The organism is Nonomuraea pusilla (genome assembly GCF_900109355.1).
Lineage (GTDB): Bacteria > Actinomycetota > Actinomycetes > Streptosporangiales > Streptosporangiaceae > Nonomuraea > Nonomuraea pusilla.
Window position 1 is genome coordinate 67,284 of the sequence record NZ_FOBF01000025.1, and the last position, 26,005, is coordinate 93,288.

Genomic DNA, 26,005 nt, shown 5'->3' on the forward strand with positions numbered 1-26,005 from the left:
CGCGTCGGCGGCGAGCACGACCTGTCGCTCGCCCAGCTACGGGTGCTCGGCATCCTCCGCGACCGCCGCGCCGCGTCACCGAACTGGCCGGGCGAGTGGAGGACGAGGTGCCGCTCAGGTCACCAGGCCCCTGCGGTAGGCGTAGACCACCGCCTGCACGCGGTCACGCAGGTCGAGCTTGGTGAGGATGCGCGACACGTACGTCTTGACGGTCTCCTGGCTGATCACCAGGGTGGCGGCGATCTCGCTGTTGGACAGGCCGTCGGCGATGAGGCGCAGCACCTCCAGCTCGCGCGGCGTCAGCGCGGTGTCGTCCGGCGTGTCCTGGGCGGGGCGGATCCGGGCCGCGTACCGGCCGACGAGCTGCCGCGTCACCTCGGGGGCCAGCAGCGCGGCGCCGGTGGCGACGGTGCGGATGCCGTGCAGGAGCTGCGCCGGCGGGGCGTCCTTCAGCAGGAACCCGCTCGCCCCCGCCCGCAGCGCCTCGTAGACGTACTCGTCCAGGTTGAACGTCGTCACCACCAGCACCTTGACGGGGTCCGGCACCCCGGCGCCGGCCAGCCGGCGGGTCGCCTCGATGCCGTCGAGCACCGGCATGCGCACGTCCATCACCACGATGTCGGGGTTCAGCCGGCGGGCGAGGTCGACCGCGGCGCGGCCGTCGCCGCACTCGCCCACCACCTCCAGGTCGGGCTGCGCGTCGATGATCGTCGCGAAGCCGGTGCGGATCAGCGCCTGGTCGTCGCAGACCAGGACCCGGATCGGCGCGCTCACGACGGGCTCCCGGCGGGGATGCGGGCCCGCACGACGAAGCCGCCGCCCGCCTGCCGGTCGGCGATGAACTCGCCGCCCAGGGCTTCGACCCGCTCGCGGAGCCCGGCGAGGCCGTGCCCGCTCCCGCCGGGAGAGGCGGTGGCCCGGGAGCCGGAACCGTCGGTGCTGACCGCCACGCTGATCTCCTTCTCGCCGTAGCGCACGTGGACCACGGTGGGGCTGCCGTGGGCGTGCTTGAGCGCGTTCGTCAGGGCCTCCTGGACGACCCTATAGGTCACGAACTCGGCGCTGCCCGCCGATTCCGCGGGCACGCCCTCCTCGGTGAACTCCACCGGCTGCCCGGCCCGGCGGGTCTGCTCCACGAGGGTGTGGAGCTCGCCGGCGGAGGGCATGCCGGCGTCGGTGTCGTGATCGGCTTTGAGCAGGTCGAGCATGTGCCGCAGGTCGGCGATGGCCCTCCGGCCGGTGTCGGTGACGGCGCTCAGCGTCGCGTCGAGGCGGTCGGGGGCGGCGGTCAGGTAACGCGCGGCCTCGGCCTGCACGACCATCGCCGTCACGTGGTGGGTCACGACGTCGTGGAGCTCGCGGGCGATCCGGGTGCGTTCGGCGGCGCGGGTGGCCTCGGCGACGTGGCGGCGGCGGTCCGCCTCGGCGGCGCGGGTGGAGCGCAGCCAGGCCCCGATGCCCCACGCGAGGGCCAGGGCCAGGTAGAACACCACGTACCCTTCCGGCTTCTCGGTCGCGCCGATCCGCCCGAGCGCGACCGCCAGCGGCACGTACGCCAGCGAGAGGAGCAGCACGGTGACGCGCCGGTGGCGCTCCAGGTGGGCGCCGGCGCTGATGAGCGCGATGGGCAGCGCGTTGCTCGCCAGCACGTGGTAGCCGTAGAGCTGGTCGAGGGCGAAGCCGAGCGACACCAGAACCAGGCACACGACCGGCCACCGGCGGCGCACGGCGAGCGGAAGGCACTCCAGGGCGATCACCACGAGCGCCGGCGCGTCGAAGGGGCGGACCGGCAGGTCGCCGACCTGCGTCCCCTTGCCGTGCAGCGCCGGCAGAAGCGACAGGACGGCCAGCAGCAGCCCGAACGGGAGATCCCGGGCCACGACGTCGCACCGCCGCCACCGCTCCGTGGCCCGCCGCAGATCGATCATCGGGCGAGCGTAGCGCCGGCGCGGCGGCGGAGCGGGACCACGTTGCCACGCCGGCGGGCCAGCCACATGAACACGACCGTCAGCACCAGGCCGAACACCACCGCGTACGGGCTCGCCTCCGGCCCGAACCCGCCGCCCGTGAGCAGGGCGGGCCCCGACGTCACGCCCTGCAGCAGCCCCTGTGTGGCGCCGTTGCCCGAGACCTCGGTGCTGAAGATCCCGGCCGCCGCGAAGTTCCAGCCGAAGTGCAGGCCGATCGGCACCCACAGGGTGCGGGTGGCGGCGTAGGCGGCGGCGAGCATGCCCCCCGCCTCGATCGCGATGGCGATCGCGCCCCACAGGTCGGCGTGCGGGTTCGTCAGGTGCATCAGGCCGAACACCAGGCCGGTCAGCGTCAGCGACAGCCAGGTGCCGATCCATCCCTCGACGATCCGGAACAGGATGCCGCGGAACAGCAGCTCCTCCGTCACCGCGGCGGCGGCCATGAAGCCGAGCAGCCCGACCGCGCCCGTCACCGAGCCGAGGCCGTCGACCCGGTAGTACCCGAGGAAGGCGATGTTCGCGATGACGGCCGCGAACATCCCGGCACCGATCAGCAGCCCCCGGAAGGCGGCCGCGAAGGCCCCCTTCCCGGCCACCTCCACCGGCGCGCGGCCCTCGGACCACCGCACCGCCCAGGCGTACACGAACACCGCGAGCACGGCCGTCGCGACGCCGAGCACCAGGGTGAGAACCGCGTTCCCCTGCACCGCGCCCACGATCGCGCCGCCGACGAAGGCGACCAGCGCGACGGGCACGAGCTGTTTCAACAACCGCATGACGACTCCTTGGGTGGGGGGCTTCGCGGCGGGGCGCCGCCGCTACGCCGGAAACGCTAGGGATCCGGCGGTCTGGAATCGTCCCCGCCCGGTGGACATTCGCCGGTAGCTCGTACGGGGGACAGACGCGGTTCGCCGCCGCAGCCGGGGCGTGCCTCCGCGGCGGCGTCCGGATCCCACGACGGCGCGCGGCGGGCGCGGCCATCCCCCGGGAGGCCGGACGTGTCCCCCGCGCGAGCTACCGGCGAATGTCCACCGCGCGGGGACGATCTTCGGCGGCCGGATCCGTAGCGTTACGACGCAGCCACGGACGCTCCGTCCGCCTTCCCGCCGCGCTCGTCACGCCGGCGTCGACCCCCTCACTGGAGGACCTCATGCTCCGCAGGATCAAGACATCCGTCGTCGCCGCGCTGTGCTGCACCGTGGTCGGGGCGGGGGTCGCCGGCTGCGACGGCGACGCGATGGAGAACTGGGATCCCCTGGCCCCCGCCACGCGGACCGCCGCTGCCGCCCCGATCTCCGGCACCGAGAAGATCGATGTCGCGGGCCGGTCGGTGAACGTGTCCTGTTCGGGCGACCCGGGGAAGGGCAGGCCGGTCATCGTCCTGATGCACGGGGCAGGCGACGGGCTGGACAAGCTGGCCGCCGTCCAGAAGACGCTGAGCAAGCAGAACCGGGTCTGCTCCTACGACCGGCTCGGCGCGGGCGCGAGCGACCAGCCGGACGGGCCTCAGGACTTCTCCAGCACCGGGAAGATCCTGACCGGGGTGCTCGACCGGGTGGCCGGTGACGCCCCGGTCGTCCTGGCCGGCCACTCGCTGGGCGGGCTGATCGCCGCCAGGTACGCCCCCGACCACCAGGACCGCGTCAAGGGGCTGGTCCTGATGGACGCCACGCCGCCCACGATGCTGGCCGACATCAGCGAGTCGATCCCGGAGTCCGCCAAGGGCCCGGCGGCCGAGCTGCGCGCGCAGAACCTCGCGGTCTTCCAGGGCCAGAACCCGGAGAAGCTCGTCATCACCGACGGCGAGGTCCGCTCAGCCGGGGACATCCCGGTGGAGGTGATCCAGCACGGGAAGCCGTATCTTGAGGCCCTCCCCGAGTACGGGCCGCGCCTGGAGAAGGCGTGGGCCGCGGGACAGCGCAGGTGGCTCGCGCTGTCCAGCCGCAGCAAGCTGAGCACGGCCGCCAAGAGCGAGCACTACATCTACGTCGACCAGCCCGAGGTCGCCGTGCAGGCCATCGAACGCGTCGCCGCGCAGGCCGCCCGGTAACCGCCTGGCGGGCGACCGGCCCGGTGACGGGCGCGTCCTCCGTAAGGAGCAGGCGCCCGCCGGCAGGGGGGGAGCCGCCGGGGCGGAAGCCGTGGGTGAGCGGGCGGTCGGTGGAGCACGGCATCCGGCCCGCACCCATGGCCTCGACGGCCGGCCCCGGCCGGCGGCGTGCCGATCCGGCCGGTGCCGGCCCCGGCGGGACCGGTCATGTCGCACCGCGTCCTGGCCGGCCTGTTCCGGCGGGCGTCCCGAGCGTCCATCCCGGTGAGAGCGCAGGTCAGGTGGGGTGACGGTGTGGCGCTCGACACCCTGTCAACCCCTTCGTCACCTCCCCGATGTGGGGTGGACGACCGGAATTTTCCAGCCTCCCCCACTTGGCAGCCGCACTTCCCCGGGCCTAAGGTTCAGTGCAATGCCACACAGTACTGGGAGGTTTGATGACGTCTGGGCAGCTCAAGCCGGGTGCGGAGGCGCGTGCCGGCGCCGTACGGACCGAGGCGGGGGCCGTCACGCCGGTTCCTGGAGCCCGCATCACCGGCGGCCTGCTCAAGGAGTGGCAGGAGCGCAACCTGCGGGCCACCATCCCGCACACCATCGAGCAGCTGCGCGCCGCGGGCAACGTCGAGAACCTGAGCCGGCTGCTGTCGGACGACCCCGCGCCGTACCGCGGGCGCTACCCGTTCCTCGACACCGACCTGTACAAGACCCTGGAGGGCCTGGCGTACGAGATCGGCGCGGGCCGCGCGGGCGAGGACGTGCGGGAGTTCTTCGACGAGGTGGTGGGCCTGCTGGAGCGGGTCCAGGCCGATGACGGCTACCTGAACTCCTTCTTCCAGGACCCGGCCGCGGCCAGGAAGCCGTGGGAGGACCTGGCCTGGGGCCACGAGATGTACAACCTCGGGCACCTCGTCCAGGCCGCCGTGGCCGCCAACCGGCGGATGGGCGACGACCGGCTGCTCAAGGTGGCGGCCAGGTTCGCCGACCTGGTGGTCGAGCGGTACGGCGAGGGCCGCGAGGAGGCCGTCTGCGGACACCCCGAGGTCGAGATGGCCCTGGTCGAGCTGTACAGGGAGACCGGTGAGGCGGCCTACCTGACCCAGGCCGGGCTGTTCGTGGACCGGCGCGGCAGGGGCACGCTCAAGCACAGCATCTTCCCGCCCGACTACTTCCAGGACCACGCGCCGATCCGCGAGATGCCGTCGGTGACGGGTCACGCCGTGCGCATGGCCTACCTGGCGGCGGGGGCGGCGGACGTCGCACTGGAGACCGGCGACGCCGGGCTGCTCGCCGCGCTGGAGCGGCTGTGGGACGACATGGCCGCCACCAAGCTCTACCTCACCGGCGGCCTGGGCAGCCGCCACTCCGACGAGGCCGTCGGCGACAGGTACGAGCTGCCCTCCGAGCGCTCCTACAGCGAGACCTGCGCCGCGATCGCCGTCATGCAGTGGGGCTGGCGGATGTTCCTGGCCACGGGCGCGGCCCGCTACCTCGACGTGTTCGAGCGGGTGCTGTTCAACGCGTACGCGGTGGGCCTGTCGGCCGACGGCAGGGCGTTCTTCTACGACAACCCGCTGCAGCGCCGTCCGGACCACGAGCAGCGCAGCGGCGCGGAGACCGGCGGCGAGCCGCTGCGCCGCGCCTGGTTCGGCTGCCCGTGCTGCCCGCCGAACATCGTGCGCTGGATGGCGCAGCTCGGCGACTACCTGGCCGCCGAGCGGGGCGACGCGCTCCACCTCGCCCTGTACGCCGAGGGCCGCGTGGAGACGGACGCGTTCGCGGTGTCGGTGGAGACGTCCTACCCGTGGGACGGCGAGGTGCGGGTGACGGTGGAGCGCGCTCCTGACCGCCCGTACGCGCTGAGGCTGCGCGTGCCGGCGTGGGCGCGCGGCGCCACCCTGGACGGCGAGCCGGTCGCGGCCGTGGACGGCTGGGCGACGGCCGAGCGGGTGTGGTCGCCGGGCGACAGCGTGGTGCTGCGCCTGCCGATGCCGGTGCGCGCCCACGGCTCGCACCCGTACCTGGACGCGACGCGCGGCGCGGCGGCGGTCGCCCGCGGCCCGCTCGTCTACTGCGTCGAGCAGCAGGACGCCGCGGCTCCGGTGGACGACCTCGTCCTCTCCTCGACTGCGATTGTTAACGCTCACAGCATGGCGTCCCCCGACCTGCCCGGCGCGGTCGTGCTCCGCCTCGAAGCGGAGGTCGCGCCCCCCTCGTCGGCGGAGCTCTACCCCGAGCTCACCGCCGAACCCCCTGCCGCCCCGGCCGGAGCCGCCCCCGTGACCCTCGTCCCCTACTTCCTGTGGGGCAACCGCAGGCCGGAGGCCATGCGCGTGTGGGTCAGGGCCCGGTGACCCGGATCCCGGATCAGCAAACGAACACAGGAAAGAAGGCGAAATGAGGAGATCGGCCGCTTTCGCGAGCGTCGCCATGCTCACCACGCTCGGGCTCGCCGCCTGCGGCGGCGGAGGGGGCGGCACGTCCGCCTCCGGCTCCGGGACCGGCTCGGCGGCCGGGGCCGCCGGCGGGACCGTCCACGTCCTGCTCACGGCGGACTACTCCCACCTGGACCCGGTCCGGGGCTGGGACGGCGGCGTCAACAACTTCTACCGGCTCATCTACCGCGGCCTGACGACGTTCGGGGCGGGCAAGGGCGCCGAGGGCACGAAGATCGTCCCGGACCTGGCCACCAGCACCGGCACCCCGTCCGACGACAACAAGACCTGGACGTTCACCCTCAAGGACGACATCCTCTTCGAGGACGGCACACCCATCACCAGCGAGGCGATGAAGTTCGGCGTCGAGCGGGCCTGGGACCCGGAGGCCGGCATCGGCTCCCCGTACGCCAAGCTGCTCATCGACGCGCCGAAGGACTACAAGGGCCCGTACGTCTCCGGCGACCTCGACACCATCGAGACCCCCGACGCCAAGACGATCGTCTTCCACCTGAAGAAGCCGTTCGCCGACTTCGCGAGCGCGCTCGCCCAGCCCAACTTCGTGCCGTTCCCCAAGGGCACCGGCGCCGCCGCCGCGTTCGACACCAAGCCGATCGCCTCCGGCCCGTACAAGGTGGAGAGCTACCAGCGCGGCACGAAGCTCAAGCTGGTGCGCAACCCGCACTGGAAGGCGTCGTCCGACACCGTGCGCGCCGCCAAGCCGGACTCGTTCGAGTTCACCTTCGGCCTCGACGGCGCCACCATCGACGAGCGCATGCTCGCCGGGCAGGGCGCGGACAAGAACGCCATCGCCGGCGCCATCCAGCCCGCGACCGTGGCCCGCATCCAGGCTCCCCAGTACAAGGACAGGACGCTGTCCACCTACATGGGCTGCACCACGTACATGAGCCTGAACACCACCAAGAAGCCGCTCGACGACGTCCGCGTGCGCCAGGCCGTCAACTACGCCGTCGACAAGGACAGCGTCGTGGCCGGCGACGGCGGCGCCGTCCTCGCGACCAAGGCGACCGCGATCCAGCCGCCGACCATCGTCGGCCGCGCCGACTACGAGGCCTACCCGTTCGACCAGGCCAAGGCCAAGCAGCTGCTCGCCGAGGCCGGCCTGTCCGGCGGCTTCGACCTGACCCTGGACGTGCGCCCGGTGGCCCGCCAGCAGGGCATGGCCGTCGCCATCCAGGAGTCGCTGAAGCCGCTCGGCGTCAACGTCAAGATCAACAACATCGACACCTCCACCTTCTACGAGGTGATCGGCACCCCGGCCCGCCAGCACGACGCCGCGCTCACCGGCTGGTGCCCCGACTGGTCGTCCGGCGCGACGTTCCTGCCGCCGCTGTTCGACGGGCGCAACATCTTCGAGAAGGGCAACTCCAACCTCGCGCAGATCAACGACAAGGCCATCAACGAGCGCATCGACGAGATCGCCGCGATGACCGACGTCGCCGCCGCCAACGCCGCCTACGGCGAGCTGGACAAGCAGATCATGGAGAAGGCGCCCATCGTGCCCCTGCTGTACGAGAAGAACGTGACGGTCGTCGGCGAGAACATCGCGGGCGCGTACCTGAACGACTCCTACTCCGGCGGCATCGACCTGGTCTCCGTCGGGCTCAAGGACGCGAGCAAGTAGGCGCGCATGACCACCGCCGCACCCTCGCGTGACGCGACGGCAGGCCCCGAGGCGGGCGCGGGAACCGCGCCCGCCACCGAGGGGCGCCGGATCGCGCGCGCCCTGCTGCGCGACCGGGGCGCCGTCGCCGGCATGGCGTTCCTCGCCCTGGTCGTCCTCATGGCGATCTGCGCCCCGCTGATCAGCGCCGTGACCGGCCACGGGCCGAACGAGTTCGACCCGACGGCCATCGACACCAACCTCGGCGGCCTGCCCCGCGGGTCGTTCGGCGGGATCAGCGCCGAGCACCTGCTCGGCGTCGAGCCGCAGAACGGCCGCGACGTCCTGGCCCGCATCGCCTACGGCGCCCGCGTGTCGTTCCTCATCGCCGCGTCGGCGACCGTGCTGACCACGCTGCTCGGCGTGGTGTTCGGCATGCTCGCCGGCTTCTACGGCGGCTGGATCGACCAGGTCATCTCCCGCGTCATGGACTTCCTCATGGCCTTCCCCGCGCTGATCTTCATGATCGCCATCCTGTCGTCGCTGCCCGCGGGGAACCGGTCGGTGCTGCTGGTCGTGGTGATCAGCGGGTTCGGCTGGCCGTACCTCGCCCGCGTGGTGCGCGGCCAGACGCTCACGCTGGTCAACAGGGAGTTCGTGGAGGCCGCCCGCGCCTCGGGCGCATCCACGCGCGCGCTCGTGTTCAAGGAGATCCTGCCGAACCTGCGCAGCTCCCTCATCGTCATGACGACGCTCGCGGTGCCCGGCTACATCGGCACCGAGGCCGGCCTGTCGTTCCTCGGCGTCGGCGTCACCCCGCCCACGCCCTCCTGGGGGCAGATGATCTCCAGCTCGGTCGGCTGGTACGCCGTGGACCCGATGTACTTCGCCGTCCCCGGCCTCTTCCTGTTCCTCACCGTGCTGTCGCTCACCGTGCTCGGAGACCGCATCCGGGCCGCCACCGACGCGGGGGAGGCGTCCTGATGGCCCGTTACCTGGCCGGGCGGATCGCCGGCCTCGTCGTGATCCTGTTCCTGATCTGCCTGTTCACCTACCTCATCTTCTTCAAGCTGTCGCCGGACCCGGCGCTGATGATCTGCGGCAAGACCTGCACCCCTGACCGGGTGGCGCAGATCCGCTCGGTGCTCGGGCTCGACCAGCCCCTCACCGAGCAGTTCTGGAACTTCCTGAGCGGCCTGTTCGCCGGCCGCGACTACGGCTCGGGCGCCAACCTCGTGCACTGCTCCGCGCCGTGCTTCGGCTACTCCTTCCAGACCAGCCAGTCGGTGTGGGAGATGATCCTCGACCGGCTGCCCGTCAGCGTCACCGTCGCCGTCGGCGCCGCCGTGCTGTGGCTGATCGTCGGCATCGCCGCCGGGCTGCTCAGCGCGGTCAAGGAGGGCACCTGGTGGGACAGGACCGCGATGGGCCTCGCCCTCGGCGGCTCCAGCATCCCCAACTACGTGCTCGCGCTGGCGCTGCAGTACGTCCTCGTCGTCAGGCTCCAGGTGCTGCCGTTCCCCGCGGCCGTGCCGTTCTCCGACGACCCGGTCGCCTGGTTCCAGTCGTACCTGATGCCGTGGATCGTCCTCGCCACCGGCTACGCCTGCCTCTACGCCAGGCTGACCAGGGCGAACGTCATCGACACGCTGGCCGAGAACTTCATGCGCACCGCCCGCTCCAAGGGCCTGCGCCCGGCGCTGCTGCTGCGCAGGCACGCGCTGCGGCCCGCGCTCACGCCGATCACCACGATCTTCGGCATGGACTTCGCCGCCCTGCTCGGCGGCGCGCTCATCACCGAGACCGTCTTCGGCCTGAACGGCGTCGGCAAGATGGCCGCCGACTCGATCGCCAAGAACGACCAGCCGGTGATCATGGCGGTCACCCTGCTCGCCGCGTTCTTCGTGGTGGTCGGCAACGTCGTGGTGGACCTCGTCTACACCGGCCTCGACCCGAGAGTGAGGGTGCGATGAGTGAGCTGCTCGCCGTCGAGGATCTCACGATCACCTTTCCCACGGGCCGCGGCCCCGTGGACGTGGTCAAGGACGTGTCGTTCACCGTCGGCAGGAACGAGACCGTCGGCATCGTCGGCGAGTCCGGGTCGGGCAAGTCGATGACGAGCCTGGCCGTCATGGGCCTGCTGCCGCGCGGCGCCGTGACCAGGGGCAGCATCCGGCTGGACGGCGTCGAACTGCTCGGCCGCGGCGAGGGCGAGATGCGCCGCGTCCGGGGCGAGCAGGCGTCGATGATCTTCCAGGACCCCCTGTCGTCGCTGAACCCGTACTACACCGTGGGCCTGCAGATCGAGGAGATGTACCGCGCGCACCGGCGCTGCGGCCGGCAGGAGGCCAGGAAGGTCGCCGTCGAGGCGCTCGCCCAGGTCGGCATCCCCGAGCCCGAGCGGCGCGCCGGCCACTACCCGCACCAGTTCTCCGGCGGCCAGCGGCAGCGCGTCATGATCGCGATGGCGCTGGTCTGCTCGCCCAAGCTGCTCATCGCCGACGAGCCGACCACCGCGCTGGACGTCACCGTCCAGGCGCAGATCCTGCGCCTGCTCGCCGACCTGCAGCGCGAGACCGGCACCGGCATGGTGTTCGTCACCCACGACCTGGCCGTCATCAGCTCGATCGCCACGCGCGTGCTCGTCATGCGCCGCGGCGAGCAGGTCGAGTACGGCACCGCGGAGCAGGTCTTCGCCGAGCCCCGGCACGCGTACACGCGGATGCTGCTGGAGAGCATCCCGCGCATCGACGACGAGCTCCCCGCCGACGAGGTGACATCGTGAGTGACGTGCTGCTCAGCGCCCGCGACCTGACCAAGCGGTTCACCTCGCGCGGCCCCTACGGGCGCAGGAACGAGTTCACCGCCGTCGACGGCGTCAGCTTCGACGTGCGCCTCGGCGAGACGCTCGCCGTCGTGGGGGAGTCCGGCTGCGGCAAGTCCACCACGGCCCGCATCGTCGCCAGGCTCATGGAGCCCACGTCGGGGCTGCTGGAGTTCGAGGGCGAGGACATCACCCACGCCTCCGGCGCCCGCCTGGCCGCCTACCGCTCCAACGTCCAGGTCGTCTTCCAGGACCCGTTCTCCTCGCTCAACCCCCGGCACACCGTCGAGCGCATCCTCATGGCGCCGCTCGACTACCAGGGCATCGCCCCCAAGGGCGGCCGCCGCGCCTACACGCGGGAGCTGATGGAACGGGTCGGGCTCAACCCCGACCACGCGCACCGCTACCCCAAGCAGTTCTCCGGGGGCCAGGCGCAGCGCATCGGCATCGCCCGCGCGCTCGCCGTCGATCCCAGGCTGGTCATCTGCGACGAGGCGGTCTCCGCCCTGGACGTCTCGGTGCAGGCCCAGGTCATCGACCTGCTGCGGCGGCTGCAGCGGGAGAGCGGTTTCAGCTACGTCTTCATCGCGCACGACCTGGCCGTGGTACGCCAGATCGCGCAGCGCGTCGCCGTCATGTGCAAGGGGCGGATCGTCGAGCAGGGACCGTGCGCCGAGGTCTTCGACGACCCGCGCGACCCGTACACGCGGACCCTGCTCGCCGCGATCCCCCGCATCAACCCCGAATGGGACAGAAGGAGGAGAGCGGCGGGATGACCGTCACCGCGACCTACACCATCCCCGGCATGCGGGTGCGCGACCACGTCGTGGACGTGCCGCTCGACTGGTCCGACCCGGACCGCGGCGCCATCCAGGTGTTCGCCAGGGAGATCGCCGACCCGGTGCGCGACCGCGAGGACCTGCCCCGCCTGGTCTACCTGCAGGGCGGCCCCGGCGGGAAGGGGCCGCGGCCCCTCGGCAGGGACGGCTGGCTCGGCGTGGCGCTGCGCGACCACCGGGTGATCCTGGTGGACCAGCGCGGCACCGGCCGCAGCAGCCGGGTGGACGGCCGCAGGATGCGCGCGTTCGCCACCGACCGCGAGGCCGCCCGCTTCCTCGCCTGCTTCCGCGCCGACTCGATCGTCGCCGACCACGAGCACCTGCGGAAGACCGTCTTCGGCGGCGGGCGCTGGTCCACGCTCGGCCAGTCGTACGGCGGCTTCCTCACGCTCACGTACCTGTCCACCGCGCCCGAGGGCCTCAGCGCCTGCTACGTCGCCGGTGGCCTGCCCGGCCTCGACCCGTCGGCGGCCGAGGTCTACCGGCGCACGTACCCGAGGGTCGAGGCGAAGAACAGGGAGTTCTACCGGCGCTACCCGCACCAGGCCGACCACGTCGCCCGCATCGCCGACCGGCTGGCCGAGGGGGACGTGCTGCTGCCCGACGGCGACGTGCTCACGGTCAGACGGCTGCAGACCCTAGGCATCGACTTCGGCATGAAGCCCGGCTTCGAACGCATGCACTGGCTGCTCGACGAGGCGTTCGCCGGCGACGGCGGGCTGTCGGCGACGTTCCTGCACCAGGTGCTCGCGCGCAGCTCGTACGCCGACAACCCGCTGTTCGCGGTCCTGCAGGAGAGCATCTACGGTCACGGCCGCGGCGCCTCCGCGTGGGCGGCGCAGGCCGAACGGGCCAGGCACCCGCAGTTCGCGGAGGGCGCGAGGCCCCTGCTGTTCACGGGCGAGATGATGTATCCCTGGATGTTCGAGGAGATCGCGGAGCTTCGCCCGTTCCGCGGCGCCGTCGAGCTGCTGGCCACCCGCGAGGAGTGGCCGGGCCTGTACGACCTCGACCGGCTGGCGGCCAACGAGGTCCCGGTCGCGGCCGCCGTCTACCACGACGACATGTACGTGGACGCGGGGCTGCAGCTGGACACCGCGTCCCGCGTCGGCAACGTCCAGACCTGGGTCACCAACGAGTACGAGCACGACGGCATCGGCGACGACCGGGTCTTCACCCGGCTGACCGAGCTGGTTCGCGCCCGAGGAGGAGGAGTCATCGATGCGTGAGGGCAGGCCCCCGAAGCTCTCAGAGATCCCCGCGTTCGTCGCCTACATGGACACCGGCTGGGGCGTCCCCGACCGGACGCCGCCGGTCGTCCCCGGCGCGGCCGAGGCGGCGGCCGCCCACCGGGCCAGACTGGCCGCCGCCCTGCCGGGGCGGACCGTCGTGCTCGCCGCCGGGCAGGCGCCGACCCGCAGCAACGACACCGCCTACGACTTCCGCCCGTCCAGCGACTTCTACTGGCTGACCGGCTGCCCGGTGGAGAACGCCGTCGTGGTGCTGCGCGGCGCCGACGCCACGCTCTACCTGCCGCCTCCCGCCTACCCGGGCGAGCCCGCCTTCTGGACCGACGCCAGGTACGGCGAGCTGTGGGTCGGCGCGGCCCCCGGCCTGGAGGAGTGGCGCGCGGCCCTCGGCGTGGACGTGCGCCCCCTGGCGGAGCCCACCGAGAAGGTGACCGAGGACGCCGAGGTCGCCCGCACCCTGGCCGAGCTGCGCATGTACAAGGACGAGTGGGAGGTGGCGCAGCTGCGCGAGGCCGTGGACCGCACGGTCGAGGGCTTCGCCGCCGTCGTCCGCGAGATCCCGGCCGCCGTCAAGGGGCCGGGGGAGCGGTGGCTGCAGGGCACCTTCGACCGCTACGCCCGCGCGTACGGCAACGGCCCCGGCTACGCCTCGATCGTCGGGAGCGGCAAGCACGCGCCCACGCTGCACTGGGTGCGCTGCGACGGGCCCGTCCTGCCGGACGAGCTGCTCCTGCTCGACATGGGCGTCGAGGTGAACAGCTACTACACCGCCGACGTCACCCGCACCTTCCCGGCCTCCGGCCGGTTCTCGCCGGCCCAGCGGCAGGTGCACGACCTGGTGGAGAAGGCGCACCGGGCGGGGCTGGCGGCCGTCGCGCCCGGCCGGCCGTTCACCGGCTTCCACCACGCCGCGATGGAGGTGATCGCGCACGGCCTGGCCGACTGGGGGCTGCTGCCGGTCTCCGTGGACGAGGCGCTGTCGGACTCCGGCCAGCACCACCGCCGCTACCTGGTGTGCGGCATCGGCCACCACCTGGGCCTGGACGTCCACGACTGCGCCGCGGCGAGCCCCGACGCCTACCAGGGCGCGGTCATGGGCGCCGGCATGGTGCTCACGGTCGAGCCCGGCCTGTACTTCCACGCCCACGACCTCACCGTGCCGCCGGAGCTGCGCGGCATCGGCGTGCGCATCGAGGACGACCTGCTCGTCACCGGGGACGGCGCCGAGGTGCTGTCGGACGCGCTGCCGCTCGACGCGGCCGGCCTGGAGGACTGGATGGCCAAGGCCCAGGAGGGCTGAGCCCGCCGCCCCGCGCGGGGTCAGGAGCGCATGCGGCCGGCCAGGAAGTCCAGCACCACCGGGCCGGCGTAGTCGCGGAACTCCTCGAAGTAGGCGTGCCGGGCGCCGGCGATGAGGATCATCTTGGCGTCCGGGATGCGCCCGGCGAGCAGCGGAGCGTTCGCGGGCGGCGTCATGAGGTCGTCGGTGCCGTGCAGCACCAGCGTGGGCGCGGCGATGCGGGGCAGCGCGTCCCACGCGTCGTGCTCGGCGCTGGCCAGCAGGTGGCGCCTGCGCGCGTACGCCGGCATGCCGGGGTCGCCCACCGTGCGGTGCGGGCCGGGGTGGGCGGCCAGCCAGGCCGGGGTGTACATGAGCTCCAGCAGCGCCCGCCCGGCGGCGGCCCGGTCGCTCTGGCCGAGCGCCCTGCGCACCTCCTGGCCGCGCTCGACGCCGTGCCGCCCGCCCGGCGAGGTGCAGCCGAGCACGAGGGAGCCGACCCGGTGCGGGTGGTCGGCCGCCAGCCACTGCGCGACCCGGCCGCCCATGGACGTGCCGTACACGTCGGCCCGCTCGACGCCGAGGTCGTCGAGGACGGCCACGACGTCCGCGGCGAAGCCCCGCGTGCTGTACGGCTCGTCGGGTTTGCCGCTCTCGCCGGTGCCGCGCCAGTCGAGCGTGACGGTGAGGTGGTCGCGCTCGAAGTCGGCCAGGACGCCGTCCCACCAGTGGTGGCTGTTGGCCTGCCCGGCGAGCAGCACGAGCGGGTGACCGCGGCCCCGCACCTGGTAGGACAGGGCGACGCCGTCGGGGGTGGTCGCTGTCGGCATGGCCCCCATCCTGCCTCGCCTCCGCTGATGCGCGAAATGCTGCTTTTGACGAAGCTGATGCCGATCGCGCATCATCCCAGGGTGGACGAGCAGACCCTGCGCTGGTTCCTGTCGCTGTGCGACACGGAGAACATGCGCGACACCGCCGCCGTCGAACGCGTCAACCAGTCCACGCTGTCACGCGCGCTCGCCCGGCTGGAGGCCGAGCTGGGCGTCGAGCTGTTCCACCGGCACGGGCGCCGCCTGGCCGTCAACCGGTTCGGCGAGCTGCTGCGCGGCCACGCCGAGCGGGCGCTCGCCGAGCTGGAGGCCGGCCGCCGCAGGATCGACGCGCTCGCCAGCCCCGACACCGGCCTCATCAGGCTCGGGTTCCTGCACTCCGTCGGCCGCTGGCTGGTGCCGGAGGTGCTGCGCGACCACCGCGCCGTCACCCCCGGCATCCGCTTCGCCCTGCGCCAGGGTTTCGCCCGCGAGCTGTACGCGTGGCTGCACGCGGGCGACATCGACGCGGCCCTCGTCACCCCGCCGCCGCCGGGCAGCGCCGCCGGCTGGCACCCGCTGCGCGAGCAGCAGCTGTGCATGGCCCTGCCCGCGGACCACCCGCTCGCCGAGGCCCCGGCGCTGGTGCTGGGCGACCTGCGCGACGAGCCGTTCATCGCCTTCGCCGCCACCACCGACCTGCGCCGGGCCGTCGATCGGCTGTGCGAGGAGGCCGGCTTCGCGCCGTCCATCGCGTTCGAGAGCGAGGAGATCGCCACCGTGCGCGGGCTCATCGGGGCGGGACTCGGGGTAGGCGTGCTGCCCCGTCCGCTCACCCCCGAGCACGACGACCCCGCCTACCGGCCGCTGTCGCCCGCCCGGCACCGGCCCATCGGGCTCGCCTGGAACGCCGCACCCCGGCCCACCCCCGCCACCGCCGGCTTCGTCGCCTACCTGACCCGGGAGGCGCAGACTCTTTGATCCACGTCGTGAAGGAGCCCGGCTCAGTGGACGGCGAAGCCGCCGTCCACGAACAGCAGGTGGCCCGTCACGAACGCGCAGGCGTCACTCGCCAGGAACACCGCCGCGCCCGCGAAGTCCTCAGGCAGGCCGTTGCGCCGCACCATGTGGCGGGCGGCGAGCTGCTCCACGCGCCCGGGGACGGCCTGCGCGGGCTCGGTGAGCGGCGTCAGCACGAACCCCGGGACGATCGTGTTCACGCACACGCCGGCGGCCGACCACGCCTCGGCCTGTGAGCGGGTGAGCCCGGCGAGCGCGGCCTTGGCGGCGCCGTACACGCCGCTGTCGCCGAAGGCGCTGACGGTCTGCTGCGAGCCGACGTTGATGACGCGGCCCCAGCCGCGCGCCGCCATGCGCGGCCCGAAGTGCTGCCCCAGCAGGTACGGCGCGGTGAGGTTGACCGCGACGGTCACGTCGTAGTCGTCCTCGGTGAGCTCCGCCATGGGCTTGCGGATGTTGTTGGCGGCGTCGTTGACCAGGATGTCGATCTCGCCGGCCTGCTCGCACACGCGCCTGACCGCCGCGCGGTCGCCCAGGTCGGCACTGATGCTCGACGCGGTCACGCCGTGGCCGTTCAGCCGCCGCACCGCCGCGTCCAGCTCGGCCTGCCTGCGCGCGACGAGCACCACCTCGGCCCCGGCGCGGCCGATCGCCTCGGCCATGGCGTAACCGATGCCGGAGCTGCCGCCCGTCACCAGGGCTCGGCGGCCGCGCAGGGAGAAGAGGTCTCGCAAATAGTCGGACATGGTCGGTCAAGGTAGCAGCCGGGCGCCGGGGTGGCCGACTTCGGGGAGGGGAAAGTCCCGCCCGAATTGGTCTGGATATTTCATGTCATCGCCTTTTGATGGCGCCGGAAGGCGAATATCCGCACCCCTCGCTACGTGGACTTTCACGGTGATCATGCGGTCTCATGTTCCCCGTCAGTTTCAGCCGGCAGGCACATGGGGGATTTCAAATGGCCGGTACGTGGAAAACAGTGGGAATCGGCGTCGCGTGCGCGCTGGTGGTGAGCGGCGCCCCGCCGGCGACCGCCGCCCCGGCCGAAACCGTCCGCATCACCCGCTTCCTCGGGGAGCAGCGCATCCCGTACAAGGCCGAGGCCGGCGGCACCGTCGTCGGCGGGCTGTCCGGCATCGACCGCGACCCGCGCACCGGCACCTGGTACTTCATCTCCGACGACCGCAACCGCTACAACCCCGCCCGCGTCTACACGGGACGGCTCCGCATCGACCCCGCCACCGGCGCGTTCAGCGGCGTGGACGTCACCGGCGTCATCACGCTGCGCAGGCCCGACGGCACCCCGTACCCCGGGTTCGGCAAACCCGGCGCGGCCGACCCCGAGTCGATCAGGGTGGACCGGTGGGGCCGCGGCCTGCTGTGGGGCGACGAGGGCGACCGGCCCGACGCCGACCACGCCGGCATCCCGCTCACGCCGGCCGCCGTGCGAAGCGTGGACCTGCGCGGACGCCACCTCGGCGCGCTCCCGCTGCCCCGCAACCTGCGGCTGACCACCGGCGAGACCGGCCCGAGGCGCAACGCCGGGTTCGAGGGCCTCGCCGTCACCGCCCGCGTCATCACCGCCGTCACCGAGGGTCCCCGCTACGAGGACGGCGCCCCGCCCACCCCCGGGCGCGGCGCGCCCGCCCGCGTCACCGTGTGGGGCCGCGACGGCAAGGTACGCGGCCAGTACGCCTACCCGATCGACCCGCTGCCCGCCGCGCCCGTCCCGCCGACCGGCCGCTCCGACAGCGGCGTCTCCGAGATCCTCGCCGTCGACGACGACCGGTACCTGGCGCTGGAGCGCTCCTGGATCGAGGGCGTCGGCTACCGGTCCAAGCTGTACGCGTTCGACCTGCGCGGAGCCTCGAACGTCCTCGGCCGGGACAGCCTGGCCACCGGCGCTCCGTACCGGCCGGTCACCAAGCGGCTCGTCCACGACCTGGGGTCGTTCCGCCCGCCCGCGCAGAACCTGGAGAGCCTGGCCTGGGGGCCGCGGCTGGCGTCCGGCGAGTGCACCCTCGTCATGGGCTCCGACGACAACTTCGACGAGCGGGAGATGACCCAGTTCCTCGTCTTCGCCGCCCGCGGCTGCTGACCGGCGGGCGCACGACCGCCCGGACGCCGCGCACGGCGTCCGGGCGGTCGAGGCGCCTCGGCCTATTTCTGGTCGGCCTATTTCTGGGACAGCTTGAGCCCGCGGAACTTCGGGTGCTTGGTCTCCCAGTACCGCCAGCCCTCGATCCTGGAGGGGATGTTCGCGATGCCGGACGCCACCTGCACCTGCCGGCAGGTGCCGAGCACCGACCACGCCGACCAGCCGACGCGGTAGCCGAACACCCGGTACCACATGTTGCCGTACTTGCCCTTGCTGATGTCGCGCTTGTACTCGTGGCCGACGAAGACCTTGTGACGCTCCTCCAGGTGCGGCAGCCCGAGCTTGCGCAGATGGCGTACGACGTCGTGGACGGTGACGTTGATCTGCCGCTCCTTCTCCGTCTCCAGGTACGCGAGCACCTCGTGCTCCCTGGTCACCGTCGCCGTCATCGAGCCGCCGGGGCCGTCGGTGAAACGGGTGCGGGGCAGGAAGAAGTTGCGCGGCGACAGGTGGCCGTGCTTGAAGAAGATGCGCGGCCGGCAGAAACGGTCCTGCCGCACGGCGGCGCCCGCCGCAGGGGCCAGCGCGGCGACCAGAACCGTCGAAAGGGAACCACTGATGACTATTCTCGTCATTCTGTGAATGTCCGCGAACATGTGCCGTTCCTTCCGATGGACTGCTCGGCGAGCACGATGATGGAGAAGACCAGCACGATGTTGGCAGGCGCGACGAATTCCTTCACATCATCACACGCCACGTGAATTCCCCGTGCCGGAAAAGAATTCGTGAAGAACACGCGACGGCATGACTTTCCGGGCGGCACCGCAGACCATCTCCGTACATACCGAGACATCCACCGGGCGCGCTCCGCTCAGGACGGACGTGATGCAGGGCGGACGGCCGCGAGCCAGGGGGACGGGGCGGTGTGGTCGGCGGGGGCCGATCAGGGTGGGGGCGGATCAGGGCGGGGGCGGATCAGGGTGGGCCCGCCACGCCGTGCTCCCAGGCCCAGACCGCGACCTCGACGCGGTTGCGCAGCCCGAGCTTGGCCTGCACCGCCGCCACATGCCCCTTCACCGTGCTCAACGAGATGAACAGCTCGGCCGCGACCTCCTGGTTGGTCAGCCCCCGGGCGACGGCCCTGACCACCTCGGTCTCCCGGGCGGACAGCCGCGAGGCGTCCGGCGCCCCGCCCGGCGCCCCGCCCGCCGTGTCAGGTGCGGTGGACGTCAGGTGGCGCAGCAGCCGGGGCGTCAGCGACGGCGAGATCAACGCCTGCCCGGCGTGCGCCGCCCGCACGGCCTCGGCCAGCAGCAGCGGGCCCGCGTCCTTCAGCACGAAGCCGGCCGCGCCCCCGCGCAGCGCGCCGTGGACGTACTCGTCGTCGTCGAACGTCGTGACGACGACCACCCGAAGCGGGTCACGCACGCCGGGGCCCGCCAGGGCGCGGGTGACGGCGATGCCGTCCATGCCGGGCATCTGGACGTCCACCAGGCACACGTCGGGGCGGGTCGCGCGGGCGAGCGCGACGGCCTCCTCCCCGTCGGCTGCCTCTGCGACCACCGTGATGCCCGGCTGGTCCTCCAGGATCACCCGCAAACCCTCGCGCACCATCGCCTGATCGTCAGCGAGCAGCACCCGAATCACCCCCTCACCCACCCCTCCTCACAGCCGACCGGGAGGCGGGGCCGTTCCTGTCCGGGCACAGGGAAGCAGGGGCGTCCGACCCGCCGGTGGCCGGGAGGCGGGACGGCTGCCGGCCCAGGGACGGGAGCGGCACGACCGCCGCCACCGCCCACCCGCCGTCTTCGCGGGGCCCGGCGCGCAGCGTCCCGCCCAGCCCGTCCAGCCGCTCCCGCATCCCCACCAGCCCGAACCCGCCGCCCAGCCGCCCCGGCACCGCACCACCCCCAGCACCGACCCGGCCCAGCACACCGTCGTCCCCGCCGCTCGCCACCCAGCCGTCCCCGTCTTGCCCGCCGCTCGGCACGCCGCCGTCTCGATCGCCGACCCGGCTCGGCACGCCGCCGTCCTCGCGGTCCGCACGGCCTGGCACGTCGTCATCCCCAGCGGGTGGCGCGGGGCGGTGCGGTGGCGGCGGGGCGTCGTCGGCGATCTCGACGAGCAGGCGATCGTCGAGATCGCCGCCCTTCTGCCCGAGCTCGTGGCCGGCGGACCGGGTGACGGTCACCGTCACCGAGCGGGCGCCCCGTGCGTGGCGGGCGATGTTGGTCAGCGACTCCTGGACGATCCGATGAACGACGGCCGCCACCTCCGGGGGCCACGACCGCTCGTCCTCCTCGCCCAGCTCCAGGCGCACCTCGAGCGCGTGCCCGGCGGCGAAGCGCCGCGTCAGGCAGGCGAGGGGCTCCGTCGCGGCGAGCGCGTCCCAGCCCGAGCCGCCGCCCGTACGGCTCCCGGCCTCCCGCCGAGGGCTCCCCGTGATGCGGGTCCCGGCCCGTACGGTGGTGTCACCGCCCGCCTCGCGCAGCAGTTCGACGAGGCGGCGGGTCGCGGCCAGCGCCCCCGAGCCCGCGGTCTCGATGCCGGTCAGGGAGCGGCCGAGCCGGTCCGGGTCCTTGCGGGCCAGAACCTGGGCGGCCTGCGCCTGGAGCACGATGCCGGTGACGTGGTGGGCGACGACGTCGTGCAGTTCCCTGGACAGGCGTAGCCGTTCGTCGCGGCGTACCCTCTCGGCGGCGGCACGGCGGCGCGCGGCCAGCAGCCGTGCCCACAGCCCGGCGGTGACGGACGCCAGCCACGCCGCGCCGTTCAGCAGCGCCACGCCGGACGGTGAGGACACGGCGTGGAGGGTGAGCAGCACGCCCGCCGCCACCGTCAGTGTCCCGGCGGCGACGGCGCAGGCAGCCGGGGCGGGCAGCGTCCTGACGGCCGAGGCGGTGAGCAGGGCCAGTCCGAGCATGACGCCGGGCCCAGGCTCGGCGGGCAGCCCGGCGACGAGGGACAGCGCGACCGCCGCCGCGCCGACGACGATCGCGGCGGTCGCCGCGAGGGCCGGGTGACGCCTGCGCGCGAGCGCCAGCCCGCAGACCGCCGCGCCCGCCAGCGACCCGGGCACCCAGAAGGCTCCGCCCCAGCTCTGGCCCACCCGGTACGCCTGGAACGTCACGGTCCCGGTGGCGAGGGCCGCGAACGCCGTCGTGAGGTGACGGCCGGGGACGGCAGGGGCCGCGGCGCCGGCCAGGGCGCGAACCCGCGCGGCGAAACCCCGGAGATGCACGCCGTCCAGGTTAGAAGCCCCGCCCGCGTCCGCTGAACCGGCCGAAAGTACGGTCTTCGCCCCCCGAGCCCCGTCCAGCCCGCGCAGGAGGGAGAACGGCCATGGCGCCTCCGGAGGAAGCGGCCGTAGGAGGGCGGCCGGGCGCTCGGCGGGGAGGGAGCCGTTGGGAAGGGGCGGGCAGGGCGCGGCCGAAAGGAGGGAGCCGTTGGGAAGGGATGGGCAGGACGGGGCCGAAAGGAGGGGTGTGGGCGGGGGAACCGTGCTTTCGGCCTGTGTTCCAGGCCCGGCCCGGTCCGGAGGATGGGGTCCCATGCCTACAGAACATCCCCGGCACGGCGCCGCGTCGGCCCGCCCCGCTGCCCCCCGTCCCCCAGGTCACATCCCCTCGCCGGCGCCGCCAGTCCCCGGCGGCGGGGCCGCCACCCCCTCCGGCAGGCCGAGGATCGCCGCCCTTGACGTGCTGCGCGGGTTCGCGTTGTGCGGCATCCTGCTGGCCAACGTCCAGCCGATCGCCAACGCGGGCGCGGTCGTCGTGCGCGGCGTGCCCGGCCCGGTCGGGGAGGGGGCCCGGGACGCCCACGGCTGGCTGCACCTGTTCGTCGACCAGCGGTTCTTCCCGGTCTTCTCCCTGCTGTTCGGCGTCGGCTTCTCGCTGCTGCTGCGTTCGGCGGCCGAGCGGGTCCCGCGTCCGCGGCTGATCCTGCTGCGCCGCCTGCTGGTGCTGCTCGGGATGGGCCTGGCGCACCTGCTGCTGCTCTGGCAGGGCGACATCCTCACCGTGTACGCCGCCGTCGGCCTGGCGGTGCTGCTGCCCTCGACGTGGCTGCCGCGCGGGGCGGTGGCGGTGCTGGCCGCCGTGCTCGTCGTGGGGTCGGTGGCGTTCCTGGGCGGCACCTACTCGCTGGTGCCCGGCCTGTTCCTGCTGGGTTCGGCGCTGACCAGGTACGGCGTCACCGACAGGATGGGCGCCTCGGCGAAGGCGCCGGCGCTGATGGCGGTGGCGTTCGCCGTCGCGGCGGTCCCGGCCGTGGTGTGGCAGGCGTGGCTGGAGGACTCGGGCGCGGAGGGGCCGTTCTCCGTCGCGGCGTTCCCGCTGGCGGGGCTGCTGCTGGCCGGCGCGTACGTGTGCGGGTTGCTGGCCCTGACGGCCACCCCGGTGGGCCCGGCGCTGGAGGTGGTGTTCGCGCCGCTCGGCCGCATGGCGCTGACGAACTATCTCACGGCGACCGTGCTCGTCCTGGCGCTGAGGGGTCTCCCGTCGGGGGCGCCGCACACGTGGCCGCTGTCGACGGTGCTGCTGATCGCGGGTTCGATCCTGGCCGTGCAGTGGGCGTGGTCGGCCCTGTGGCTGCGCCGGTTCAGGTACGGGCCGCTGGAGTGGTTGTGGCGCTGGGCCACCTGGGGCCGCCGCCCGCGGTCGCGCCGCGCGGAGACCACCGGCTGAGCCGGACGAAGAAGGGTGGTTGCTTCGCGGACGGGAGAGGGCTAAGCTCGGTTTCTTGCAAACCGCGAGCCTTAGCTTCACAGCACTCCCGATAGGAGTATACCACGGAATGGCGAATGGTCAAGATGCTCGCTCCGCGGCCCTTGACGCCGAGCAGCGGGTCGTGTCCATGCTCTACACCAGGCTCGACGCGGCGCGCGAGCAGGCCAGGGCGGCGCTGCGCGAGGCCCACGGCAGGGGAGGAGGGCTCGGCCCCGGCCAGGCCATGGTCGAGCGCGAGGTGACCGCCGCCGAACAGGCCCGCAGGCTCGCCCAGCTCGAAGCGGTCGAGCGCGGCCTGTGCTTCGGCCGCGTCGACGACACGCGGGGCGGCACCGTCTACGTCGGCAGGATCGGGCTGCGTGACGAGGAGCACGAGTCCGTCCTGATCGACTGGCGGGCCCCGGCGGCGCGCCCCTTCTACGTGGCCACCGCCACCGACCCCGGCGGGCTGGTGCGCCGCAGGCACCTGCACCTGAAGGAGCGCACCGTGGCCGCCATCGACGACGAGGTCTTCGACCTGGAGGGGATGGCCGACGGCGACCGGCGCACCCTCGTCGGCGAGGCGGCGCTGCTGGCGGCGCTGCGCCGGGGACGCACCGGCCGGATGGGCGACGTCGTCGCCACCATCCAGACCGAGCAGGACCGCGTCATCCGCTCCTCCCTCCAAGGTGCGCTGGTGGTGCAGGGCGGCCCCGGCACGGGCAAGACGGTCGCCGCGCTGCACCGTGCCGCGTACCTCCTCTACACCCACCGCGACACCCTGGAGCGGCGCGGCGTGCTGGTGGTCGGCCCGAACCCCATGTTCCTGCGCTACATCAGCCAGGTGCTGCCCGCGCTGGGGGAGACCCAGGTCGTGATGTCCACGCTGGGGGAGCTGTTCCCCGGCGTGCGGGCCGCCGCGGCCGACCCGCCCGCGGTCGCCGTCGTCAAGGGCGACCCGCGCATGGCCGACGTGGTGGCCGCGGCCGTGGCGGAGCGGCAGCGGGTGCCGAGGGGCGACCTGGAGATCGAGCTGGACGGTCTCACGCTGAGCGTGCCGCGCGCGGTCTGCGTCCGGCTGCGTGACCGGGCGCGCGCGGTGCGCCTGCCGCACAACATGGCCCGCAAGCTGTACGTCACCGAGATGTTGAAGGAGCTGGCGCTGGCCGAGGCCCGCGCGCTGGAGCGGTCGCTGCGCATCGAGGACCTCGACGTGGACGACCCCGAGCTGACCGAGCCGCTGGACCTCGCCGGCGACCTCGACGAGGTGGACGTCGAGCTGGCCGCCGCCCGGCTGTGGGGCGAGCCGCCGGTGCGCGCCGCCCTCGACGCGCTGTGGCCAGAGCTGACGCCGTGCGGGCTGGTCGGCGACCTGCTGTCCGCGTCGGACACCCTGTGGTCGGTCTGCCCGTCCGGCCTGGACTGGGAGGTGCTCGTACGTCCCGAGGGCTCGCCCTGGACGGTCGGCGACGTGCCGCTGCTGGACGAGGCGGCCGAACTGCTCGGCGAGGACGACTCGGCGCGGCGCGTGGCCGCCAGGCGGGCCGAGTCGGAGTGGGCGGAGCAGGAGCTGTTCGCCCGCGAGGTGCTGGAGACCACCGGGCTGCTGGAGGAGGGCGTCTTCGGGCGCGCCGACGTGCTGGCCGAGCGCAACGCCGGCGACGGGCAGGGCCTCACCACGGCCGACCGCGCCGTCCGGGACCGGACCTGGGCGTACGGGCACGTCATCGTGGACGAGGCCCAGGAGCTGTCGCCGATGGCCTGGCGGATGGTCATGCGCCGCGTGCCGGCCAAGTCGCTCACCGTCGTGGGCGACGTCGCCCAGACCGGGTCGGCGGCGGGGGCGCGTGACTGGGGCGAGATGCTCGACCCGTACCTGAAGGGGCGCTGGCGGGTGGAGCGGCTGCTCGTCAACTACCGCACCCCGGTGGAGATCATGCGGGTGGCGGCGGACGTGCTGCGGTCCTTCGCGCCCGGCCAGGAGCCGCCGGAGTCGGTGCGCGAGGGCGGCACGCCGCCGCGGGCGGTGCGGGTGCCGCCCGGCGCGCTGCCCGGAGCCCTGCCCGCCCTGGCCGCCGCCGAGCTGGCGGAGATCGGGGAGGGCCGGGTGGGCGTCGTGACGTCCGACCGGCTCAGGCCGCAGGCGGGCCGGCTGTTCCCGGACGCCGACCTCGACTCGCCGATCGCGGTGCTGGACGTCACGCAGGCCAAGGGGCTGGAGTTCGACGCCGTCGTCGTGGCCGACCCGGCGGGCATCCTGGGGCAGTCGCCGATGGGCGCCCAGGACCTGTACGTCGCGCTGACCCGGGCGACCAGGCGGCTGACCGTCGTGCACGACGGGGACCTGCCCGAGGTCCTGTCCGGCCTGGCCGCCGGATCGACGACGTGAGGGCGCCGGGGGCTACGGCTTCACGTAGGTGACCTTCACGTTCAGGTACGCCCAGCCGCCCCGGTCGCGGGCGCGGATCGCGAGCAGGTTGCAGCACTCCAGGGCGCTCGCGGGGACGACGACGTCGATGGCGCCCGCCTTGCAGTTGCCGCTCGCGACCGTCTGCAGCAGGGTGCCGTTCATGTAGACCTGGGCGTCGTTGTCGACGGTGCCCTGGATGCGTACCTCCTGGGCGTCGCGCGGCAGGTGGATCCAGTGGCGCGCGAGGAGCTCGGTGTTCACCGCCCACCCGGTCTTGACCGTGGCGGGCCGGTTCCAGGGGCACTGGCCCGAGGGCGAGCCGAACCCGGCCTGCCCGACCGCCCAGCCGCTGTCGTCGTAGCCCCGCTCGTAGAAGCGGGGCGCGTCGCCGGAGGGCGGCACCTGCAGGTACCTCCAGCCGGTGGCGTTGTAGTCGAGCGCGGTGACCACGCTCTCGCGGGCCCCGGCCGCGACGGCGGGGGCGGGGCACAGCGTGGCGGCGGCGAGCAGCGACGCCGTCGCGAGGGCCGTGGACAGCGCCGTGGGAAGGAGGCGAGGGGGTGTCTTCGGCATGACGTTCTTCCTTGTCGTTCGCGGTCGGCGGCCCCGGGCGGAGATCGCTGGGGGCCGCAACAGAACGTAGTGATCACTATACGGAGAGTGACAGTAGCGGAAAGGTGACGTCTGCCTGCCGGGC

General features: G+C 73.3%; 22 protein-coding genes. 13 read left to right on the forward strand and 9 right to left on the reverse strand.

Going from position 1 to position 26,005, the window contains the following annotated elements; translation table 11 throughout:
* Positions 1–114 precede the first annotated feature (114 nt).
* Genes BMX74_RS36495 through BMX74_RS36505 form a run of 3 tightly spaced genes read right to left on the reverse strand, consistent with a single transcriptional unit; the run spans position 115 to position 2,746 of the window.
* The gene (locus tag BMX74_RS36495; protein ID WP_055502362.1) at positions 115–774 is read right to left on the reverse strand and encodes a response regulator; all 660 of its coding nucleotides are present in this window, start codon (positions 772–774) and stop codon (positions 115–117) included.
* Positions 771–1,928 (reverse strand): sensor histidine kinase, encoded by a 1,158-nt coding sequence (locus tag BMX74_RS36500; RefSeq protein ID WP_091105059.1) that lies wholly within the window; start codon positions 1,926–1,928, stop codon positions 771–773. The genes BMX74_RS36495 and BMX74_RS36500 overlap by 4 nt, the downstream gene beginning before the upstream one ends.
* Complete coding sequence (locus BMX74_RS36505; protein WP_091105060.1) at positions 1,925–2,746, reverse strand: CPBP family intramembrane glutamic endopeptidase; 822 nt, start codon at positions 2,744–2,746, stop codon at positions 1,925–1,927. The genes BMX74_RS36500 and BMX74_RS36505 overlap by 4 nt, the downstream gene beginning before the upstream one ends.
* A gap of 374 nt (positions 2,747–3,120) precedes the next feature.
* On the opposite strand from BMX74_RS36505, the gene BMX74_RS36510 reads away from it, so the two are divergent.
* The 9 genes from BMX74_RS36510 to BMX74_RS36550 all read left to right on the forward strand — a co-directional run bounded on the left by BMX74_RS36510 (position 3,121) and on the right by BMX74_RS36550 (position 14,289).
* A complete protein-coding gene (locus BMX74_RS36510; protein WP_091105062.1) occupies positions 3,121–4,020 on the forward strand; it encodes an alpha/beta fold hydrolase in 900 nt (299 codons plus the stop codon).
* Between the two features lie 437 nt (positions 4,021–4,457).
* Positions 4,458–6,371 carry a glycoside hydrolase family 127 protein gene (locus BMX74_RS36515; protein ID WP_091105063.1) on the forward strand — a complete coding sequence of 638 codons (1,914 nt, stop codon included), beginning with the start codon at positions 4,458–4,460 and terminating at the stop codon, positions 6,369–6,371.
* 43 nt (positions 6,372–6,414) lie between these two features.
* The gene (locus BMX74_RS36520) at positions 6,415–8,097 is read left to right on the forward strand and encodes an ABC transporter substrate-binding protein (protein ID WP_091105065.1); all 1,683 of its coding nucleotides are present in this window, start codon (positions 6,415–6,417) and stop codon (positions 8,095–8,097) included.
* Positions 8,098–8,103: 6 nt separating this feature from the next.
* Entirely contained in the window at positions 8,104–9,060 is a 957-nt protein-coding gene (locus tag BMX74_RS36525; protein ID WP_055502357.1) for an ABC transporter permease, read from the forward strand.
* The gene (locus BMX74_RS36530; protein ID WP_091105067.1) at positions 9,060–10,049 is read left to right on the forward strand and encodes an ABC transporter permease; all 990 of its coding nucleotides are present in this window, start codon (positions 9,060–9,062) and stop codon (positions 10,047–10,049) included. The genes BMX74_RS36525 and BMX74_RS36530 overlap by 1 nt, the downstream gene beginning before the upstream one ends.
* On the forward strand, positions 10,046–10,861 hold the full coding sequence (locus BMX74_RS46065) for an ABC transporter ATP-binding protein (protein WP_091105068.1): 816 nt from the start codon (positions 10,046–10,048) through the stop codon (positions 10,859–10,861). The genes BMX74_RS36530 and BMX74_RS46065 overlap by 4 nt, the downstream gene beginning before the upstream one ends.
* A complete protein-coding gene (locus BMX74_RS46070) occupies positions 10,858–11,676 on the forward strand; it encodes an ABC transporter ATP-binding protein (RefSeq protein ID WP_091105070.1) in 819 nt (272 codons plus the stop codon). Before BMX74_RS46065 ends, BMX74_RS46070 begins: the two co-directional genes overlap by 4 nt.
* Positions 11,646–12,968: an alpha/beta fold hydrolase gene (locus BMX74_RS36545; RefSeq protein ID WP_256257492.1), complete on the forward strand. Its 1,323-nt coding sequence runs from the start codon at positions 11,646–11,648 to the stop codon at positions 12,966–12,968. The genes BMX74_RS46070 and BMX74_RS36545 overlap by 31 nt, the downstream gene beginning before the upstream one ends.
* Positions 12,961–14,289: an aminopeptidase P family protein gene (locus tag BMX74_RS36550; protein ID WP_091105073.1), complete on the forward strand. Its 1,329-nt coding sequence runs from the start codon at positions 12,961–12,963 to the stop codon at positions 14,287–14,289. Before BMX74_RS36545 ends, BMX74_RS36550 begins: the two co-directional genes overlap by 8 nt.
* Before the next feature lie 20 nt (positions 14,290–14,309).
* On the opposite strand, the gene BMX74_RS36555 is transcribed toward BMX74_RS36550, so the two are convergent.
* Positions 14,310–15,098, reverse strand: a complete 789-nt coding sequence (locus BMX74_RS36555) for an alpha/beta fold hydrolase (RefSeq protein WP_055502351.1) — start codon at positions 15,096–15,098, stop codon at positions 14,310–14,312.
* A gap of 81 nt (positions 15,099–15,179) precedes the next feature.
* Between BMX74_RS36555 and BMX74_RS36560 the strand changes: the two genes are divergently transcribed.
* Positions 15,180–16,058 (forward strand): LysR family transcriptional regulator, encoded by an 879-nt coding sequence (locus tag BMX74_RS36560; RefSeq protein WP_091105135.1) that lies wholly within the window; start codon positions 15,180–15,182, stop codon positions 16,056–16,058.
* Positions 16,059–16,081: 23 nt separating this feature from the next.
* Here the strand turns inward: BMX74_RS36560 and BMX74_RS36565 are convergent, their stop codons facing one another.
* Positions 16,082–16,843 (reverse strand): SDR family NAD(P)-dependent oxidoreductase, encoded by a 762-nt coding sequence (locus BMX74_RS36565; RefSeq protein ID WP_091105075.1) that lies wholly within the window; start codon positions 16,841–16,843, stop codon positions 16,082–16,084.
* 230 nt (positions 16,844–17,073) lie between these two features.
* On the opposite strand from BMX74_RS36565, the gene BMX74_RS36570 reads away from it, so the two are divergent.
* Positions 17,074–18,192: an esterase-like activity of phytase family protein gene (locus BMX74_RS36570; protein WP_236714629.1), complete on the forward strand. Its 1,119-nt coding sequence runs from the start codon at positions 17,074–17,076 to the stop codon at positions 18,190–18,192.
* 77 nt (positions 18,193–18,269) lie between these two features.
* On the opposite strand, the gene BMX74_RS36575 is transcribed toward BMX74_RS36570, so the two are convergent.
* From BMX74_RS36575 to BMX74_RS36585, 3 genes are all read right to left on the reverse strand, one after another.
* A complete protein-coding gene (locus tag BMX74_RS36575; protein WP_143078897.1) occupies positions 18,270–18,827 on the reverse strand; it encodes a hypothetical protein in 558 nt (185 codons plus the stop codon).
* Between the two features lie 340 nt (positions 18,828–19,167).
* Positions 19,168–19,836, reverse strand: a complete 669-nt coding sequence (locus BMX74_RS36580; RefSeq protein ID WP_337959879.1) for a response regulator transcription factor — start codon at positions 19,834–19,836, stop codon at positions 19,168–19,170.
* 7 nt (positions 19,837–19,843) lie between these two features.
* Entirely contained in the window at positions 19,844–21,433 is a 1,590-nt protein-coding gene (locus BMX74_RS36585) for a sensor histidine kinase (RefSeq protein ID WP_091105077.1), read from the reverse strand.
* A 310-nt stretch (positions 21,434–21,743) separates the two neighbouring features.
* Here BMX74_RS36585 and BMX74_RS36590 point away from each other — a divergent pair, with 310 nt between their 5' ends.
* Both BMX74_RS36590 and BMX74_RS36595 read left to right on the forward strand, forming a co-directional pair.
* Positions 21,744–22,877: a DUF418 domain-containing protein gene (locus tag BMX74_RS36590; protein WP_091105078.1), complete on the forward strand. Its 1,134-nt coding sequence runs from the start codon at positions 21,744–21,746 to the stop codon at positions 22,875–22,877.
* A gap of 169 nt (positions 22,878–23,046) precedes the next feature.
* Positions 23,047–25,287 (forward strand): HelD family protein, encoded by a 2,241-nt coding sequence (locus tag BMX74_RS36595; protein ID WP_256257499.1) that lies wholly within the window; start codon positions 23,047–23,049, stop codon positions 25,285–25,287.
* A gap of 12 nt (positions 25,288–25,299) precedes the next feature.
* Here BMX74_RS36595 and BMX74_RS36600 read toward each other — a convergent pair whose 3' ends face one another.
* Positions 25,300–25,881, reverse strand: a complete 582-nt coding sequence (locus BMX74_RS36600) for a hypothetical protein (protein ID WP_091105081.1) — start codon at positions 25,879–25,881, stop codon at positions 25,300–25,302.
* Positions 25,882–26,005 lie beyond the last annotated feature (124 nt).